We start from the raw sequence: 17,317 nt of genomic DNA on the forward strand, positions 1-17,317 counted from the left end.
GCGCAGGCGGTACGAGAACCCGCTTACAGACTTTCAGGGATCGGAACCCATAGCTCACCCGGGCTGCTGCGTGTGAATTGCGGGATATGGGCCAGTGACCGGACCAGTCCGGCATCCGACCCCAGCCGTTCGCGCCAGTCGTGGGCCTCGCTCAGGATGGTGCCGATACCGACCACCGTCGCACCGGCCTGCCGCACCAGCGCCAGCGCCCCGGCCAGACTGCCGCCCGAGGCGACGACATCATCGACCACCACAACCCGCTTGCCGGCGAGAAGAGGCAGCGCCGCGCGGTCCAGCATCAGCCGCTGTTCGCCCTTGGACGTGATTGCGGTGATCTTCTGCTCCAGCGCGTCGCCCAGATGGATCTTCGGGGATTTCTGCAGGACGACATAACGGTCCAGCCCCAGCGCCCGGGTCACTTCGATGGCAACCGGAATGCCCAGCGTCGCCGGGCCGACGATCACTTCGGGTTGTAGCGGCGCGATCTTTTCCGCCAGCTTTTCGCCGACATGGGCACCGAACCGGACGCCCAGATCAATCACCATCATCAGCGAGATGGCGAAATCGGGTTTGATCGGCAGAATCGGCAGAGGCAGCAGGAAGCCTTCGACATCGACGGTCCAGATCTGGGGTTCAGGTGTCTGTGCGGCCATGCTCGGCGGCTCCTGTGACGGGGGGAAAGATCAGCGCCGGTTCGACCATCAGGCCGACCTGCCGCCAGGTGGTCCGCTTGCGGCTAAGGTCGAAGCCATAGATCGCCAGCGAAAAGGAAATGGCATGCGCCATGCGCACCGCCTGCACCAGCAGCGGCACGCCGCGGGCCAGCGCGAAGCGCAGCCGGGTGACGAAGCCGACATCGTCGATCTCCATGCCGCGGGCCCGCTGGGCATCGCCGATCCGCTCGAATTCATCGCGCAGCATGGGGATGATGCCGAAGGTCAGCGACAGGACCAGCGTGACGACCGGCGGCAGGCGGGCGGCGGAGCAGGCGGCTAGGATCGACCCGGGGGTCGAGGTTTCCATCACGAAATAGAAGGCCGCCGTCGTGGTCACCAGCCGTGCGGCCGAGGCGAGCGACATGGGGAGGGCCACGTCGGGCGGCACGCCCTGGAACCACAGGTTCACCATCCAGCTGACCATCACCATGCCGGTGAGCAGGCCCGCGCCTTTCAGATAGCCCCGCAGCCCGGGCACCCGCAGCAGCCCGAGAGCGGCCAGCGCGCCGAGCGCCAGCGGCAGGCCATAGGCCCAGCCAGGCACCAGCCAGGCGGCACTCATCACGGCAAAGGCGCCGGCGAGCTTGACGAAGAAATTCACCTCATGCAGCCGGGTCATGCGGCCCCCGTTCTTGCGCTGGTCTGCGGGTCAGTTTGCAGCCCGAGGGGCAGCGGCCAGCCGAGCTCGCGGAACGCGGCCGAGCGCCAGCCGGCTTCGACCGGGCCGTCATAGGTCAGGCCGCCGCCGCCGACGATGACCAGCCGCGTCGCGATATCCTCGGCCAGTTCCAGATCATGGGTGATGACCATGACCGCCCGGCCAGACTGGCGCATCGTGGTCAGAAACTGCTCCAGCAGCGCCCGGCCGCGCAGGTCGCGGGCCAGCAGCGGCTCATCGATGATGGCGACCGGGGCGCCCGCCGCCTCGGCGCAGGCAAGGCCCAGCTGACCCTGCTGGCGGGCGGAGAGGGCGAAGGGATTCACCTCGTCCATGCCGGCAAGATCGTAGCGCGCAAGGCAGGCGGCAGCCTCGGCGTGCAACGCAGGATCGGTGACGCCGGTGCGGGCGGTCATGGCGAACAGTACCTCGTCCTTCAGGGTCATGTTGAACAGGATCTGCCGCATGTTTTGCGGCACATAGGCGACCCGGCGCGCCCGGCGCGCGATGGTCCAGCCCTCGGCGCGTTCGCCGCCCAGGCTGATCCGGCCCCGGGCGACCGGCAACAGGCCAAGGAGCGCCTTGAACAGCGTGGTCTTTCCGGCGCCGTTGCGGCCCAGAACCGCCACCGTCTCGCCGGCGGAGAGGGTCAGGGAAACGTCGCGCAGGATCGGCGTTCCATCCGGGCGGGCGAGCCGTGTTTCCAGCCCCTCCACCGCCAGCAATGTCTCGCCCGGCGTGACTGCGGGGCGCGGGCGGCGTTCAGGGCGGGGCGGCAGCAGACCGGCCTCGATCCAAGGCGCAAGCCGGGCCATCAGCGCTTCTGCCGGATGCGCGGCGCCCAGCCGTCCGCCCGCCAGAAGGGCGATCCGGTCAACCGCGCCGGCCAGGGCCGCGGCATCCTGATCGGCGATCAGCGCGGCGGTTTCCGGGCCCGACCCGCCCGACAGCAGGTCGCGCAGCCGGGCGCGGGCCTCGGGATCCAGCCCGGTCGTGGGTTCGTCCAGCACCAGAACCCGGGGTTCCGCCACCAGCGCGGCGGCGATGGCCACCATCCGGCGCTCGCCGCCCGACAGGGTCAGCACCCGGCGGCCGGCCAGCCGGGTCAGGCGCAGCCGCACCATCACCGCCGCAACCCGCGCCCGGATAACGGCGCGGGGCAGGGCGCGGTTCTCCAGCGGGAAGGCGACGATATCCTCGACCCCAAGATCCCAGAGCTGATCCTCGACATTCTGCGAGACATATCCAATGGCGCTGAACAGCGAATCCTTGCCGAGTTCGGACAGTGGGCGGCCGTCCAGCGTCACTGTGCCGCCATAGCCCGGATTGGGCATCAGCCGCGGAATGATCCCGACGGCGGCGGCCAGCAGCGTGGTCTTGCCGCTGCCGGTGGCGCCGCAAATCAGAAACCTCCCGCCCGGTTCCAGGTCGAACCCGGCATCCGATACCACGGGCGGCGCATCGGCAAAGCGCAGGGTCAGGCGGGAGGCAGTCAGCATCAATTCGGCTTTCGTGCTAAACGCTCAGAAGCGCTTGAATCCGGCCGGGTGAGCGGCGCTCAGGATCTTCATCCCCGGGATGACCAGCAGCGGCGTTCCGATCAGCATCGGCACGATATCCGACAGGCCGAGGTAGAACACCGCCCACCAGAAGGGGAAGATCCCCAGCCAGGCCAGGCTGGCCGAGACGGCCAGGACCATGACCAGACCGACGACCAGACAGACCACGGCGACCTTGATCAGCGCGGCGGTGTCGAATTTGGTCTTCTTCGGGTCGAACAGATAGCCCGGTACTGCGCCGGTAAGGCCGACCATGATGCCGTCGATGATCAGCGAATGCGCCGGAATGAAAGTGCCGGCCAGCAGCGACCAGACGATGGTGCCCAGATAGCCGGTGATGAAGCCGCTTTTCCAGCCCAGCAGGATGCCGATCAGCGGCGGCAGGAAGGCGAAGATTCGCCACTGGATCACGCCCGGCACCAGCTGGATCGGATTGGCATAGGCCCAGAGCACGCCGGTGGCGGCCGCGGCGACAATGGACAGCACGAGGGGGAAGAGGGTGTTTCCCTCGGCCGCGGAGGTGGTGGTGGTTTGCATGGTTATGTCCCTGTTGTGTGAGTGGTTTTTTTCAGTTCCTGCTGCGGCGGGCCGGATTTTGGTCTTCCGGCTTTCGCTCCCTCGGCGCCGCCTCCCCCGGCGCTTCGGGCAGCAGGACCGGCCGCCGCGGCCGGCCCGCAATCGGTTTCAGCCGGCCTCCTCCAGCGCGGTGTCGGGGAGGGGCACCGCGCCCGCCGCGGTGACGCGGAACTGCGGGATATGGCCCAGCCGGTGCAGCAGCGCGCCGTCGCGTCCCAGGGCCGCGCGCCAGAGCCCGCCTTCGGTCAGGATGGAGCCGATACCCCGGATATCGCCCCCGGCCCGGCGTACCAGCCGCATGGCCGCCGCCATGCTGGAGCCGGTGGCGATCACGTCATCGACCACCACCACGCGCCGGCCCTGCAACCGTTCGATGGCCTGCCGGTCCAGCAGCAGCCGCTGCCGCCCGCGCGAGGTGAGCGACTGAACCTCCTCCACCAGCGCGTCCGAAAGGTGGAATTTCGGCGATTTCTGAAGGATCACATATTGATCCAGCCCCAGCGCGCGGCTGACCTCCATCGCGACCGGAATGCCCAGCGTGGCGCTGCCGACCACGATCTCGGGCGCCAGCGGGCGGAAGGCCTCGGCCAGCGCGCGACCTGTGCGTTCGACAAAATGCAGGCCACGGTCGATGACCATCAGCAGCGCGATGGCGCGATCCTCGCCGGCTTCGAAGACCGGAAGCGCGATCCGTTCTCCGGCAACATCGACGGACCAGGTGTAGGGGGCAATCGGCTGCATGTGCGGTCTTTCAAGGGCTGCGATTCCGCACCCGATAGAAAACGCCTTGCCTCGCCGGCGCAAACACCGAAAATCGGACGAGGTGTTGAGAAAAATTCAACGCTCTCAGGAAAGGAGCCCTGCGATGAATCGGGTCTTTCTGTCTCGTTTCAGCCTCTATCTGGACGAAATCGTCCGTCAGGGGTCGGTTCGCAAGGCGGCGGAGCGGCTCAATGTCTCGGCCTCGGCAATCGACAAGCAACTGATCCGCGCCGAGGAGGAGCTGGGCGTTGCCATTTTCGAACGCCTGCCGCGCGGTATGCGTCTCACCTCGGCCGGCGAGGTGCTGATCCACCGGCTGCGCGGATGGCAGAAGGATCTGACCTCGATCCGGCGCGAGATCGGCGAGTTGCAGGGCCTCAGCCGTGGCGAGGTGAAGATCGCCGCCCCGCATGAAGCCGTCCTGCTGGGGCTGCTGCCCGATGCGCTGGCGGCATTCCTGCACGAGCATCCCCGGATCAGCCTGCAGGTCACTGTCGACACGCCGGACCGGATCCGCCAACGGGTGATGGACGGGCAGGCCGATTTCGGTCTGACCTTCAGCCCGCAGCCACTGCCCGGCGTGACCGTGGTGCGCGACATGACCTTCGAGCCGCGCGCGCTGGTGCCGCTGGCCGGGGCGCCCGCGGCGCGCCGGACGTTGCCGCTGGACCAGTTTTTTGCCCGGCCGATCATCGTGCCCGATGCCAGCACCCATCTGCGTGATGTCATGGACATTGCTGCCGCCCGCTCGAAAATCCGTCTTGCGCCGGTGCTGACGACCAACTCTCTGGAACTGATCTGTGCCATGGTACGCGCCGGGGCGGGCCACGGGATGGTTGCCACCCATCCAAAAGCCCCGCTGACGGGTCTGGAGGGGCTCGCTTGCCTGCCGTTCCCCCGGGGCAGCATGCCGGGGATGACCCTGTCGCTGATCACCGCCACCGACCGCACGCTGCCGGTGGCCGCGATTCTGGCGAAGAGGCGGTTCGAGATGCAGTTTGACGCGGGTGCCGCCTGAACTGGCCTGTGACCCTTGCCGGGCGGCGACGACCTCGCGGGTTTGCGCGAATGCCGCGACGGAGACCCGATGAGGCGACACGGGTCTGGCGCTTGAAGCTGACGGTTTGAGCTTGGCGCAGCCTTGATTTGCTCGTGACGCTCTCTCGGCGATCCTGCACCGGCTTCGCCGGCGCATGGACACCTGTAAAACGCGAACCAATCGCGCATATAAAACGCGCCCCAGCGCCTGCTGTGCCCTAACTTTAAGCACGTTTTACTGTGAAGCGACGTGGTGCTGTTACAATCGGCCTTGACGCATCGAAAGAATCTGTCCCTTGTGTGACCAATCATCAAATGGTCCGCACAAATGATCCCGGAAACCCTGTCCAGCGAAAATGCCAGCACCGCGCTTGAAAGCCTGCGCGCGATGCTGCGGTCGGGCCGGTTCCCGGAGGGCAGCCGCCTGCCGACCGAGCGGGTGCTCTGCGATCAGCTGGGCATGAGCCGCCGCGCCGTTCGCCGGGCGCTGGAGGTGCTGGAGGCCGAGGGCCGGATCTGGCGGCGCCAGGGGTCGGGAACCTATGTGGGACAAGCCCCGGACGGGCTGCAGGACCATGTGGACATGCTGGTGAACGGCACCGACTTCATGGAGATCATGGAGGTCCGGCTGCAGATCGAGCCGCAGCTTGCGCGGCTCGCCGCCCTGCGGGCGCGCCCGGCCGAGGTGCTGCGGATGCAGGAACTGGCGCAAAAGCTGCAGGACAGCACCGACGCGGATTCCCGCGAATTGTGGGATGGCGCGCTGCACCGGCAGATCGCGCGGGCGGCGGGCAACCGGCTGTTCCTTGCGCTTTTCGACATCGTGAACCGGGTGCGGCAGGATGAGGCCTGGCAGACGCTGCGCGAACGCGCCCGCAGCAGCGCCGGTTCGGTCAGCGTGAGCCATGACCAGCATTCCGCCATCGTCACGGCCATCGCCGATCATGACCCCGCCCGCGCCGGCGAGGCGATGCGCCAGCACCTGATGATGCTGCGCACCATCCTTTACGACCAGACGCTGGGAGAGACCCTTGCCCCGGTCGATCTGACCCCGCAGCCGGACACCCGCACGACGCCCAACCAGACGCCTGACCAAACGGGCCAGAAGCTGGACGATTTTCAGGAACCCCAACCAACAGGATGATGGAGATGAAGAACTCGCCGCACCTCAAGCGCACCCTGCTTGCCATGCTGCTGACCAGCGCCATGGCGGCGCCGCTTTCGGCCCAGACGCTGCGGATCGGACTGCAGGACGATGCCGACGTGCTGGACCCCGACCAGTCGCGCACCTTTGTCGGCCGCATCGTCTACACCGCGATGTGCGACAAGCTGGTGGATATCAGCCCCGATCTCGAAATCGTGCCGCAGCTTGCCACCGCATGGGAATGGAGCGATGACGCATCCACCCTGACGATGACCCTGCGCGAGGGGGTGGTGTTTCATGACGGGACGCCCTTCAACGCCGAGGCGGTCGTCGCGAACATCCGCCGCTCGATCGACCTGCCGGAGTCCCGCCGCCGGAGCGAGCTTGCCTCGGTCGCAAGCGTCGAGGCTGTCGGCGAATACGAGGTCGTCTTCACGCTCGAAAGCCCGGATGTCTCGCTTCTGGCGCAGCTCTCGGACCGGGCGGGCATGATGATCTCGCCCACCGCCGCCGAGGCCTCGGGCGCGAATTTCGGCGACAACCCCGTTTGCTCGGGGCCCTTCCAGTTCGTGGAGCGTATCCAGCAGGACCGGATCGTGCTGGACCGGTTCGACGACTATTGGAATGCCGATGAAATCCACCTTGACCGGGTGATCTACCTGCCGATCCCCGACACGACCGTGCGTCTGGCAAACCTTCAGTCCGGCGATCTGGACATGATGGAGCGGGTGGCGGCCACCGACGCAGAGGCTGTGCGCAACGATCCGGGCCTCACCTATGCCGATGTGGTGGGTCTGGGTTATACCGCCGTCTATATCAACATCGCCAATGGCGACCGTGCCGACAACCCGATGGGGCAGGAAAAGCTGCTGCGTCAGGCCTTCAGCCTGGCGGTGGACCGCGAGGCCGTGAGCCAGGTCGTGTTCGAGGGCACCCAGCCCGCCGGCAACCAGCCCTTCCCCCCGACAAGCCCATGGTACAATGCGGATATCCCCGTTCCTGCCCGCGATGTCGAGGCCGCCCGCGCCCTGATGGCCGAGGCGGGATACGACTCCGTCGATGTCGAGATCCAGACGCCGAACACGCCGGTGACGATGCAGATGATGCAGGTCATTCAGGCGATGGTGGGCGAGGCCGGGTTCAACGTCTCGCTCCGCGCGACGGAATTCGCGACGCTTCTGTCGGAACAGACGGCGGGCAACTACCAGCTGTCGCGGTCGGACTGGTCGGGCCGGGTCGATCCCGATGGCAACCTGCACCAGTTCGTCACCTGCGAGGGCGGGATCAACGACACCCGCTATTGCAACGAAGAGGTCGACCGCCTGCTGAACGAGGCCCGCACCCTGGTGGATCCGGCGGCGCGCAAGGCGCTTTACGATCAGGCCTCGGTGATCCTGACGGATGAGGCCCCGATCATCTATTTCGGCCACCAGAGCTGGATCTGGGGGATGCAGAACAGCGTGACCGGGTTCGAGGCCTATCCCGACGGGATGATCCGGCTGGAAGGCGTCCGCAAGGACGGCTGATCCATCACGAAACCGGCGGGCGGGGGTTTCTCCGTCCGCCCCCGTTGCGGGACAGGTCCCATGCTCATCTACATTGCCAAGCGGGTGCTGGTGGCGATACCCACGCTTCTCATCATCTCGCTTTTCGTCTTCATGCTGCAAAAGCTGCTTCCGGGCGACCCGGTGCTGGCCATGGCAGGCGAGGACAGGAACCCCGAAACGATCGCCTATCTGCGCGAGAAATACCGGCTGAACGATCCCGTCTGGGTGCAGTATCTCACCTGGCTCGGGAACGCGCTGCGGGGCGATCTGGGCATTTCGCTGCGCACGAACCTGCCGGTGACGGAACTGATCCTGCAAAAGCTGCCGGTGACGCTGCAACTGGCGGTGATGTCGATGATCTTCGCGTTCCTCGTGGGCATCCCCGCCGGGATCATCGCGGCGGTGAAAAAGAACACGCTGACCGACTACCTTGCGAACCTTTTTGCGCTGTCGGGCCTGTCGGTCCCGAATTTCTGGCTCGGGATCATGCTGATCCTGCTGGTATCGGTAGAACTGCGCTGGCTGCCGGCCTCGGGATATGAATCAATCTTCGTCGATCCGGTGCGGTCGATCCAGACGATGATCATGCCGGCCTTCGTGCTGGGCACCGCGCTTGCGGCGACGCTGATGCGGCATACGCGCTCGTCGATGCTGGGCGTGTTGCGGTCGGACTATATCCGCACCGCCCGGGCCAAGGGCCTGTCGGACCGCGAGGTGATCCTGAGCCACAGTTTCCGCAACGCGCTCTTGCCGGTCGTCACGCTGTCGGCGCTGCTCTTCGGAGAGCTTCTGGGCGGCGCGGTGCTGACCGAGCAGATCTTTACCATCCCCGGCTTCGGCAAGCTGATCGTGGATGCGGTCTTCAACCGTGACTATGCGGTGGTGCAGGGGGTCGTGCTGTTTACCGCCGTGGGCTTCATCGTGATGAACATCATCGCCGATGTGCTTTACGTCCTTCTCAACCCGCGCATGAGGGCAAGCCTGTGAGTGCCACCGAAACCCTGACCCAGGCCCCCGTCCCTGCCCGCTCCGGCAGCCGCGCCTGGCGCAAGCTGCGGGCGAACAAGGGGGCGATCGTGGGCTTTGGCATCGTCATCTTCTTTGCCTTCCTTGCGGTGGCGGCGCCGATCCTGCCCATCGCCGACCCGCTGCAGACCAGTTGGACGGCGATCCGGCAGCCGCCCTCGGCGGAACACTGGTTCGGGACCGACGATATCGGCCGCGATATCCTGTCGCGGATGATCTGGGGCGCACGCGCCTCGCTGATGGCGGGTGTCTTTTCGGTCGCGATTGCGGTGGCGCTCGGCGTGCCGTTCGGGCTGCTTGCAGGGTATTTCGGCGGCTGGGTCGACATGATCGTATCGCGCGTGACCGAGGCGTTCCTGGCGATGCCCTTCCTCATCACCGCGATTGCACTGGCGGCCTTTCTGGGGCCGAGCCTTTCGAACGCCATGATCGCCATCGGCCTCTCGGCCATGCCGATCTTCATCCGCCTGACGCGCGGGCAGGTGCTGGCCGTCAAGCAAGAGGATTATGTCGAGGGCGCGCGGTCGGTGGGTCTTGGACATGCGCAGATCATGACGCGCTACATCCTGCCGAACGCCTTCCAGCCGATCCTTGTGCAGGCGACGCTGACCATTGCGACGGCGATCATCGCCGAGGCCTCGCTTTCCTTCCTTGGCCTTGGGCAGCAGCCGCCGGCGCCCAGCTGGGGTTCGATGCTGAACACCGCCAAAAACTTCCTCAGCCAGGCGCCATGGATGGCGATGTGGCCGGGGGCCGCGATCTTTCTCGTCGTCATCGGGTTCAACCTGATGGGTGACGGGCTGCGCGACGCGCTCGATCCGCGCGAAGCTTGAACCAAGGGACAGAACATGACCGAATTCACCACCCGCCCCGAGATCACCGGCAGTTTCGGCGTCGTCGCCTCGACGCACTGGATCGCATCCGCCGTGGGGATGCGCATGCTGGAAATCGGCGGCAACGCCTTTGACGCCGCCGTCGCGACGGGCTTTGTGCTCCAGGTGCTGGAGCCACATCTGAACGGCCCCGGCGGGGACATGCCGGCGCTGGTCTATTCGAAACAGAAGGACCGGATCGAGGTCATCTGCGGCCAGGGACCTGCCCCTGCCGGCGCCACCATCGCGCATTACAAGGCCGAAGGCATCGGGATGATCCCGGGCGACGGATTGCTTGCGACGGTGATCCCGGGCGCGTTCGACGGCTGGATGCTGATGCTGCGCGATTATGGCCGGCTGTCGCTGCGCGAGGTGCTGGAACCGGCGATCCATTATGCCGAATACGGGCATCCGACGCTGGCGCGGGTTTCGGCCACCATTTCGGGTCTGGCGGAGTTTTTCCGCACCGAATGGCCGACATCCCATGAGACCTGGCTGCCGGGCGGGCAGGCGCCGGCGGCGCAGTCGCTGTTCCGCAATCCGGTCCTTGCCGAAACCTGGACCCGTGTCCTGCGCGAGGCCGAGGCGCGCGAAGGGCGCGAGGCGCAGATCGAGGCCGCCCGCGACGCCTTCTATCGCGGCTTCGTCGCCGAGGCGATCGACAACTACCTCCGGACGGCCGAGGTGATGGACGCCTCGGGGCAGCGCCACAAGGGCGTGCTGAGCGCGGATGACATGGCGAACTGGCGCGCCACGGTCGAGGCGCCGCTGACCTACGACTATCACGGCTGGACCGTGGCCAAGACCGGGCCATGGGGGCAGGGGCCGGTGCTTTTGCAATCGCTCGCCATCCTCAAGGGCATGGACGTCGCCGCGATGGACCCCTGCGGCCCCGATTTCGTCCATGCGGTGGTCGAGGCGATGAAGCTCGCCTTTGCCGACCGCGAGGTCTATTACGGCGATCCGGATTTCGCGACCGTCCCGCTCGATGTGCTGCTGTCCGACAGCTATAACGCGGAACGCCGCGCGCTGATCGGCAGCACCGCCGCGCTGGACCTGAACCCGGGCGTCGTCCCGGGCTATGAGGCGCAGCGCGACCTGACGCTGCGGATGCTGGAACGGGTGTCGGGGCAGGGGGCCGTCTATGAACCCACGATGGCGCATCTGTCGGAAAAGAAGGGCGATACGGTCCATATCGACGTGATCGACCGCGAAGGAAACATGGTCTCGGTCACGCCCTCGGGCGGGTGGCTGCAAAGCTCGCCGATCATTCCGGGCCTCGGCTTCTGCCTGAATTCGCGGGCGCAGATGTTCTGGCTGGAAGAGGGGCTGCCGACCTCGCTTGCGCCGGGCAAGCGGCCGCGCACGACGCTGACGCCCTCGCTGGCGCTGCGGGACGGCCGGCCGGCGATGGCCTTCGGCACGCCGGGCGGTGACCAGCAGGACCAGTGGCAGCTGCCGTTCTTCCTGCGCCACGTGCATCACCGGGAAAACCTGCAGGCGGCCATCGACATGCCGCTGTTCCACACGACGCATTTCCCGGGCTCGTTCCATCCGCGCACCCGCGAACCGGGCGGCGTGACGATCGAGGCGAACTATCCCGCCGCCGTTCTGGACGATCTGCGCGCGCGCGGGCACCGCCTGACGGTCACGCCGGAATGGTCGATCGGACGGCTGACGGCGGCGGAACGGAATGCGGACGGGCTGCTGCGGGCGGCGGCGACGCCGCGCCTGATGCAGGCTTATGCGGTGGGGCGCTGATGACCTGGTCGATTGTCGCATGTGACGAAGACACCGGCCATCTCGGCGTGGCCGTGGCCAGCCGGTTCTTTGCGGTGGGGGCGCTGGTGCCCCATATCCGCCCCGGCATCGGCGCGGTTGCCACGCAGGCCTTCATCAACCCCATGTACGGGCCGGCGGCGCTCGACCGGCTGGCACAGCTCGGCCCCGAGGCGACGCTCGGGGCGCTGACCGCCGCCGATGCAGGCCACCGCAACCGGCAGCTTCACCTTGTCGATGCCGGGGGACGGGCGGCCGCCTTTACCGGGCCCGACTGCGTGAACTGGGCCGGGCATCTGACCGCGCCGGGCGTGTCGGTGGCAGGCAACATGCTGGCGGGACCTGAGGTCGTGGCCGAGACGCTGCGGGTCTATCAGGAGGGCAGGGCGCTGCCCTTTGCCGAGCGGCTGATGGCGGCGATGGAGGCGGGCGAGGCTGCCGGCGGCGACAAGCGCGGCAGGCAATCGGCGGCGCTGGTGATCCACAAGGGGCAGGACTACCCCTGGCTTTCGATCCGTGCCGACGATCATGCCGACCCGCTGGCCGAGTTGCGTCGGCTTTACGCCGTCGCGCAGGAACGGTTCCTGCATGTGATGGAGGTGGTGCCCACCCGCGAAAACCCCAGCGGCGCGACCGACCGCAGCCATATCGACGCCCGCATCGCCGCGCTTGAGGCGCAACGCATCGCCGAGGGACGGCCCTCGCCCTCTTTCGCCACTCCACTCTGAGGAACCGCCGATGACCCCCGTTCTTTCCGTCAGGAACCTGACCACATCCTTTCTCGTGGACGGCGCGTGGAAGGACGTGGTGCGCAACATCTCGTTCGACGTGATGCCGGGCGAAACCCTCGCCATCGTCGGCGAAAGCGGCTCGGGCAAAAGCGTCACCTCGCTTTCCGCCATGGGGCTGCTGCCCAAGGGCCAGAGCCGGGTCGAGGGCGAGATCCTGCTGAACGGCCGCGACCTGCTGCAACTGTCCGAGCGCGAGATGCGGGGCGTGCGCGGCAACGAGATGGCGATGATCTTTCAGGAGCCGATGACGAGCCTGAACCCGATCTTCACCATCGGCCGCCAGATTTCCGAGGTGCTGACCCGGCACCGGGGCATGACCGCCGCCGAGGCCCGGGCCGAGACGATCCGCACGCTGGAAAAGGTGCGCATTCCCAATGCCGCCAGCCGCTTTGACGAATATCCGCATCAGTTTTCCGGCGGGATGCGCCAGCGGGTGATGATCGCGATGGCGCTGGCGGCGCGACCGAAACTGCTGATCGCGGATGAACCGACCACCGCGCTCGACGTGACGATCCAGGGGCAGATCCTCGACCTGATCAAGCAGTTGCAGGAAGAAGAGGGGATGTCGGTTCTCTTCATCACCCATGACATGGGCGTGGTGGCGGAAATCGCCGACCGGACCGTCGTCATGTTCCGGGGCGACCAGATCGAAACCGGCCCCACCACCGACATCTTCCGCAACGGGCAGGAGCCCTATACCCGCGCGCTGCTCGCCTCGGTCCCGGCGCTGGGGTCGATGCAGGGGCAGGCCCAGCCGCTGCGTTTTCCGCGCGTGGACATGACAAGCGGCGTGACCACGCCGCCCGTTCCGATGCGCGACACGGTCGATCACCGCAAGACCCCGGTGCTGGAGGTGAAGAACCTTGTGACCCGCTTCCCCATCCGGGGCGGCATCTTTGGCCGCGTGACGGGCAATGTCCATGCGGTGGAAAATGTGTCCTTCAGCCTGCAGCAGGGGGAAACCCTGTCGATCGTGGGCGAATCCGGCTGTGGCAAATCGACGACCGGGCGGTCGCTGATGCGGCTGGTGGAACCGCAGTCGGGCGAGGTTCAGCTGGACGGCTATGACGTGCTGCGGCTGAGCGGGGCGGGACTGCGGGGCCTGCGCCGGTCGGTGCAGATGATCTTTCAGGACCCGTTTTCCAGCCTCAATCCGCGCATGACGGTGGGCGATGCGGTGGCCGAACCCTTTCTGCACCACAGGCTCGGCACCCGGGCCGAGGCGCGCGACAAGGCGGCAAGCCTGCTGGAGCGTGTGGGCCTGCCCGCCAGCATGATGGCCCGCTATCCGCATGAATTTTCGGGCGGCCAGCGTCAGCGGATCGCCATCGCGCGGGCGTTGTCGCTGAACCCCAAGGTGATCGTCGCGGACGAATCCGTCTCGGCGCTGGATGTCTCGATCAAGGCGCAGGTCTGCAACCTGCTCATGGACCTGCAAGAGGAATTCGACCTCGCATTCCTGTTCATCAGCCATGACATGGCCGTGGTGGAACGCGTGAGCCACCGCGTGGCGGTGATGTATCTGGGCGAGATCGTCGAAATCGGCCCCCGCGCCGCGGTGTTCGAGGACCCGCAGCATCCCTATACGAAAAAGCTGATGGCGGCGGTGCCCGTCCCCGACCCTGCGCGGCGGGGCGTGAAACGGGGTCTGTCGGTCGATGAGCTTAAAAGCCCCGTGCGCCCGGCTGACTATACGCCCCCGCGCCGCGACTACCGCGAGGTCGCGCCGGGTCATCTGGTGATGGTCGCCTGAGCGCAGATCCTCCAGGGCCGTTCCATGACATTGCAAACGGCGCCGGCGTCGCGGTGCAGCGTACCAGCAATCGCATGATCGGGATGATGGCGTGGTCGATCCATGCGCCCAGCGGGTCAGACTGTCGCCCGCGCAGGATGGATCACCCAAAAACCCCCGCAAAGCGTTCGCGAAGCAGATTCTTCTGCACCTTTCCCATGGTGTTGCGGGGCAGTTCGTCGACAAAGACCACGGCCTTGGGTTGCTTGAACCGCGCCAGCCGTCCTTGCAGCGCCTCAAGGATCGCCTCGACGCTGATCTCCCCGCGCCGGACCACCACCGCCAGCACGGCCTCGCCGAAATCGCGATGCCTGACGCCGATCACCGCGCTTTCCAGCACCGCCGGCAGCGCGTCGATTTCGGCCTCAACCTCACGCGGGTAGACGTTGAGCCCGCCCGAAATCACCAGATCCTTGCTCCGCCCGACGATCTGCAGATAGCCGTTCGCATCGAACTGCCCCAGATCGCCGGTGATGAAGAAACCGTCCGCGCGCAGTTCCTCGGCCGTCTTTTCCGGCATCCGCCAATAGCCCTTGAACACATTGGGGCCGCGCACCTCGATCATGCCGACCTCGCCGGGCGGTACCGTCTGGCCGCTTGCCGGATCGGTCAGCCGCAGATCAACGCCGGGCAGGGGCAATCCGACCGTGCCTGCGATGCGCGCCCCGTCATAGGGGTTGGAAATAGTCATGTTCGTTTCGGTCATGCCGTAACGCTCAAGAATTGCATGTCCCGTACGCTCGGACCATGCGTGGTGGGTCTCCTCCAGCAACGGCGCCGAGCCGGAAACGAAGAGCCGCATTCCCGCGCAGGCCTCGCGTGTCAGGCCGGGCTGATCCAGCAGACGGGTGTAGAAGGTGGGCACGCCCATCAGAACGGTTGCCCGCGGCATAAGCGACAGGACCTGCAAAGGGTCGAATTTCGGCAGAAAGATCATCGATGCGCCAGACAGAAACGCCACATTGATCGCCACGAACAGCCCGTGCGTGTGAAAGATCGGCAGCGCGTGGATCAGCACGTCGTCGGCGCTGAACCGCCACGCCTCGCACAGGGTCCGCGCATTCGACAGAAGGTTGCCGTGGGTCAGCATCGCCCCCTTGGAACGCCCCGTCGTGCCCGAGGTATAGAGCAACGCTGCCAGGTCATCCTCGCCGCGCGGCACGGTGTCGAATTCCGTCGACGCCCGTTCTGCCGCCTCAGCCAGCGAGCCATCCCCCGCCGCGCCAAGGGTCACAAGTCGGGCCCCGGCCTCTGCGGCGACACCCGCCAGCGCATCTGCCTGCGCGGGGTCGCAGACAAAGACGGCAGGCTCGGCATCGTTCAGGAAATAGCCGATCTCGGCGGCGGTGTAGCCGGTGTTGAGCGGCAGGAACACCGCACCGGCCCGGATCGTGGCCAGATAGAGGACGATACCGTTCACCGACTTCTCGATCTGTGCGGCGACGCGCGCGCCGGGCGTCACGCCCAATTCGACCAACGCCTGCGCCATCTGCGCGCTGCGCCGGGCGAGGTCGGAGTAGCGGCTCGGATCGCCGCCGTCCGTTTCCATCGCCACCGCATCCGGTTGCGGGGCCCGTGCGATCAGGTGGTCGTAGAGATTTGCAGTCATCGGTACATCCGTCAGTGTCAGGAAGTCATCTGGGCAGGCAGAGCGCGGCGCACCGGGTCCGAGGCGACAACCTCTCCCCGTTCGGCGAAGGCCTCATGGTTGCGCTCGATATCCTCGAGCGCATAGCGGTAATTCACCATCAGCCCGTGCGACTGGCGCAGCCCGTTCGGGGACAGATCGCCCAAGGGGTTCAGCCGTTCGAGCCGTGCGCCGTTGCCCAGATGGAAACGCGCCACCGGATCCAGGACACGCCCGCGTCTGTCACGCGCGCTCAGGAAATAGAAGGCGGCGGCCGGCACCAAGGCCGCGCCTATCGCCGTGGCGCGGTCGGGGTCCTTTTCCCAGCCGGGCACATCCAGCCCCGTCAGGGCCTCGCGCAGCGGCGCAGGCAGCGATTGGCCGGTCTCATCGCGCCGCATCGTCTCCAGCCAGCGCGCGAAACCGGGGACCGGCGACAGGGTGACGAAGACCTGCACCTGCGGAAGCTCGGCGCGCAGCACTTCCACCACCTGCTTGATGAGGAAGTTGCCGAAAGACACGCCCGCCAGCCCGCGCTGGGTGTTGGAGATCGAATAGAACACGGCTGTCGCGGCCTCGTGCGCGCCGATCGGCTGACGAGCCAGGTCGAGGAGCGGGGCAATGGCGGCAGGCGTCCCGGTCGTCAGCGCGACCTCGACGAATATCAGCGGTTCATCGGGCAATTGCGGATGAAAGAACGCATAGCAGCGGCGATCAGGGGGTTGCAGCCGGTTGCGCAGATCGTCCCAGTTGCGGATTTCGTGCACGGCTTCGTAGCGGATGATCTTTTCGAGGATATTCGCGGGCGTGGCCCAGTCGATCTGCCTCAGGCTCAGGAAACCGCGATTGAACCACGACGCGAAGAGATGCACAAAGTCGTCGTTGACAGGGCGCAGCAGCGGCATCTCGGGCAGCGCGTCCAGCAGGTCGACCCGCATCTGCAACAGGATCTGGGTGCCGCCCGGCGCCTGGTTGATCCGTCGGAACAGTTCTTGCCGGCGCGGCTCCGAGGCAGCGTGAAGTGCATCCAGCGCGCCTGCCTGCCCATGCGTCACCGCGTTCATGGCTTCGGTGGCGCGGGCGGGATCGGGCCCGAACTTCTCGGCCAGCAGGATCAGGAAGGCCAGCCGCTGATCGCGCGCCGCCGCGGCATAGGCCCGACCCAGCGAATCCGCCAGCGCCACCCCCGCCGCCTCGCCGCGACGAGACAGAAGAACCTCGGCCAGCTGCGCCAGATCCGGCGCGGCCATCAAGGGGACGTCGGTGCGTCCCCCGAGCAGGGCGCGCCCGCGCTCGGTGAGGGTGTCGAGGATCTCGGCCAGAAAAGCCGGGCGATCCGGGCGAAACGGACGGAACATGGCGCCTCAGGGGGCTGATCGAGGGTGACAGAAGATACAGAGCATCATATACTGATCTCCTCCTGTTGTATA

The 17,317-nt window shown here is 66.7% G+C and carries 15 protein-coding genes; 8 read left to right on the top strand and 7 right to left on the bottom strand.

Annotated elements, in window-relative coordinates:
* Positions 1-23: 23 nt before the first annotated feature.
* The 5 genes from ACFSGJ_RS01855 to ACFSGJ_RS01875 form a co-directional block, all read right to left on the bottom strand.
* A complete protein-coding gene (locus ACFSGJ_RS01855) occupies positions 24-653 on the bottom strand; it encodes a phosphoribosyltransferase family protein (protein WP_390259013.1) in 630 nt (209 codons plus the stop codon).
* The gene (locus ACFSGJ_RS01860) at positions 634-1,335 is read right to left on the bottom strand and encodes an energy-coupling factor transporter transmembrane component T family protein (RefSeq protein WP_390259014.1); all 702 of its coding nucleotides are present in this window, start codon (positions 1,333-1,335) and stop codon (positions 634-636) included. The genes ACFSGJ_RS01855 and ACFSGJ_RS01860 overlap by 20 nt, the downstream gene beginning before the upstream one ends.
* Positions 1,332-2,873 carry an ABC transporter ATP-binding protein gene (locus ACFSGJ_RS01865; RefSeq protein WP_390259015.1) on the bottom strand — a complete coding sequence of 514 codons (1,542 nt, stop codon included), beginning with the start codon at positions 2,871-2,873 and terminating at the stop codon, positions 1,332-1,334. Before ACFSGJ_RS01865 ends, ACFSGJ_RS01860 begins: the two co-directional genes overlap by 4 nt.
* 24 nt (positions 2,874-2,897) lie before the next feature.
* Positions 2,898-3,470, bottom strand: a complete 573-nt coding sequence (locus ACFSGJ_RS01870) for an aminotriazole resistance protein (RefSeq protein ID WP_390259016.1) — start codon at positions 3,468-3,470, stop codon at positions 2,898-2,900.
* A gap of 147 nt (positions 3,471-3,617) precedes the next feature.
* The gene (locus tag ACFSGJ_RS01875) at positions 3,618-4,250 is read right to left on the bottom strand and encodes a phosphoribosyltransferase family protein (protein ID WP_390259017.1); all 633 of its coding nucleotides are present in this window, start codon (positions 4,248-4,250) and stop codon (positions 3,618-3,620) included.
* Positions 4,251-4,374: 124 nt separating this feature from the next.
* On the opposite strand from ACFSGJ_RS01875, the gene ACFSGJ_RS01880 reads away from it, so the two are divergent.
* From ACFSGJ_RS01880 to ACFSGJ_RS01915, 8 genes are all read left to right on the top strand, one after another.
* Entirely contained in the window at positions 4,375-5,289 is a 915-nt protein-coding gene (locus ACFSGJ_RS01880) for a LysR family transcriptional regulator (RefSeq protein WP_390259018.1), read from the top strand.
* 348 nt (positions 5,290-5,637) lie between these two features.
* Complete coding sequence (locus ACFSGJ_RS01885) at positions 5,638-6,453, top strand: FadR/GntR family transcriptional regulator (RefSeq protein ID WP_390259020.1); 816 nt, start codon at positions 5,638-5,640, stop codon at positions 6,451-6,453.
* Between the two features lie 5 nt (positions 6,454-6,458).
* The gene (locus ACFSGJ_RS01890; RefSeq protein WP_390259022.1) at positions 6,459-7,979 is read left to right on the top strand and encodes an ABC transporter substrate-binding protein; all 1,521 of its coding nucleotides are present in this window, start codon (positions 6,459-6,461) and stop codon (positions 7,977-7,979) included.
* A gap of 60 nt (positions 7,980-8,039) precedes the next feature.
* Positions 8,040-8,987, top strand: a complete 948-nt coding sequence (locus ACFSGJ_RS01895; RefSeq protein ID WP_390259023.1) for an ABC transporter permease — start codon at positions 8,040-8,042, stop codon at positions 8,985-8,987.
* The gene (locus ACFSGJ_RS01900; protein WP_390259025.1) at positions 8,984-9,859 is read left to right on the top strand and encodes an ABC transporter permease; all 876 of its coding nucleotides are present in this window, start codon (positions 8,984-8,986) and stop codon (positions 9,857-9,859) included. The genes ACFSGJ_RS01895 and ACFSGJ_RS01900 overlap by 4 nt, the downstream gene beginning before the upstream one ends.
* Positions 9,860-9,874: 15 nt before the next feature.
* Complete coding sequence (locus ACFSGJ_RS01905) at positions 9,875-11,659, top strand: gamma-glutamyltransferase family protein (RefSeq protein WP_390259026.1); 1,785 nt, start codon at positions 9,875-9,877, stop codon at positions 11,657-11,659.
* Positions 11,659-12,405 carry a DUF1028 domain-containing protein gene (locus ACFSGJ_RS01910; RefSeq protein ID WP_390259028.1) on the top strand — a complete coding sequence of 249 codons (747 nt, stop codon included), beginning with the start codon at positions 11,659-11,661 and terminating at the stop codon, positions 12,403-12,405. The genes ACFSGJ_RS01905 and ACFSGJ_RS01910 overlap by 1 nt, the downstream gene beginning before the upstream one ends.
* A 10-nt stretch (positions 12,406-12,415) precedes the next feature.
* Positions 12,416-14,221, top strand: a complete 1,806-nt coding sequence (locus ACFSGJ_RS01915) for an ABC transporter ATP-binding protein (RefSeq protein WP_390259029.1) — start codon at positions 12,416-12,418, stop codon at positions 14,219-14,221.
* 142 nt (positions 14,222-14,363) lie between these two features.
* Here the strand turns inward: ACFSGJ_RS01915 and ACFSGJ_RS01920 are convergent, their stop codons facing one another.
* Together ACFSGJ_RS01920 and ACFSGJ_RS01925 are read right to left on the bottom strand one after the other, a co-directional pair.
* The gene (locus ACFSGJ_RS01920; RefSeq protein ID WP_390259031.1) at positions 14,364-15,869 is read right to left on the bottom strand and encodes a malonate--CoA ligase; all 1,506 of its coding nucleotides are present in this window, start codon (positions 15,867-15,869) and stop codon (positions 14,364-14,366) included.
* A 17-nt stretch (positions 15,870-15,886) separates the two neighbouring features.
* Positions 15,887-17,245 carry a malonyl-CoA decarboxylase gene (locus ACFSGJ_RS01925; RefSeq protein WP_390259032.1) on the bottom strand — a complete coding sequence of 453 codons (1,359 nt, stop codon included), beginning with the start codon at positions 17,243-17,245 and terminating at the stop codon, positions 15,887-15,889.
* Positions 17,246-17,317 lie beyond the last annotated feature (72 nt).

Source organism: Halodurantibacterium flavum, assembly GCF_042681825.1.
Lineage (GTDB): Bacteria > Pseudomonadota > Alphaproteobacteria > Rhodobacterales > Rhodobacteraceae > Halodurantibacterium > Halodurantibacterium flavum.

What these genes read in the sequence shown, in the direction of transcription:
- ACFSGJ_RS01915 (WP_390259029.1), top strand. Translation starts at nt 12,416, where the DNA reads ATGACCCCCGTTCTTTCCGTCAGGAACCTGACCACATCCTTTCTCGTG.
- ACFSGJ_RS01865 (WP_390259015.1), bottom strand. Translation starts at nt 2,873, where the DNA reads ATGCTGACTGCCTCCCGCCTGACCCTGCGCTTTGCCGATGCGCCGCCC.
- ACFSGJ_RS01860 (WP_390259014.1), bottom strand. Translation starts at nt 1,335, where the DNA reads ATGACCCGGCTGCATGAGGTGAATTTCTTCGTCAAGCTCGCCGGCGCC.
- ACFSGJ_RS01890 (WP_390259022.1), top strand. Translation starts at nt 6,459, where the DNA reads ATGAAGAACTCGCCGCACCTCAAGCGCACCCTGCTTGCCATGCTGCTG.
- ACFSGJ_RS01885 (WP_390259020.1), top strand. Translation starts at nt 5,638, where the DNA reads ATGATCCCGGAAACCCTGTCCAGCGAAAATGCCAGCACCGCGCTTGAA.
- ACFSGJ_RS01870 (WP_390259016.1), bottom strand. Translation starts at nt 3,470, where the DNA reads ATGCAAACCACCACCACCTCCGCGGCCGAGGGAAACACCCTCTTCCCC.
- ACFSGJ_RS01855 (WP_390259013.1), bottom strand. Translation starts at nt 653, where the DNA reads ATGGCCGCACAGACACCTGAACCCCAGATCTGGACCGTCGATGTCGAA.
- ACFSGJ_RS01925 (WP_390259032.1), bottom strand. Translation starts at nt 17,245, where the DNA reads ATGTTCCGTCCGTTTCGCCCGGATCGCCCGGCTTTTCTGGCCGAGATC.
- ACFSGJ_RS01910 (WP_390259028.1), top strand. Translation starts at nt 11,659, where the DNA reads ATGACCTGGTCGATTGTCGCATGTGACGAAGACACCGGCCATCTCGGC.
- ACFSGJ_RS01880 (WP_390259018.1), top strand. Translation starts at nt 4,375, where the DNA reads ATGAATCGGGTCTTTCTGTCTCGTTTCAGCCTCTATCTGGACGAAATC.
- ACFSGJ_RS01895 (WP_390259023.1), top strand. Translation starts at nt 8,040, where the DNA reads ATGCTCATCTACATTGCCAAGCGGGTGCTGGTGGCGATACCCACGCTT.
- ACFSGJ_RS01920 (WP_390259031.1), bottom strand. Translation starts at nt 15,869, where the DNA reads ATGACTGCAAATCTCTACGACCACCTGATCGCACGGGCCCCGCAACCG.
- ACFSGJ_RS01905 (WP_390259026.1), top strand. Translation starts at nt 9,875, where the DNA reads ATGACCGAATTCACCACCCGCCCCGAGATCACCGGCAGTTTCGGCGTC.
- ACFSGJ_RS01875 (WP_390259017.1), bottom strand. Translation starts at nt 4,250, where the DNA reads ATGCAGCCGATTGCCCCCTACACCTGGTCCGTCGATGTTGCCGGAGAA.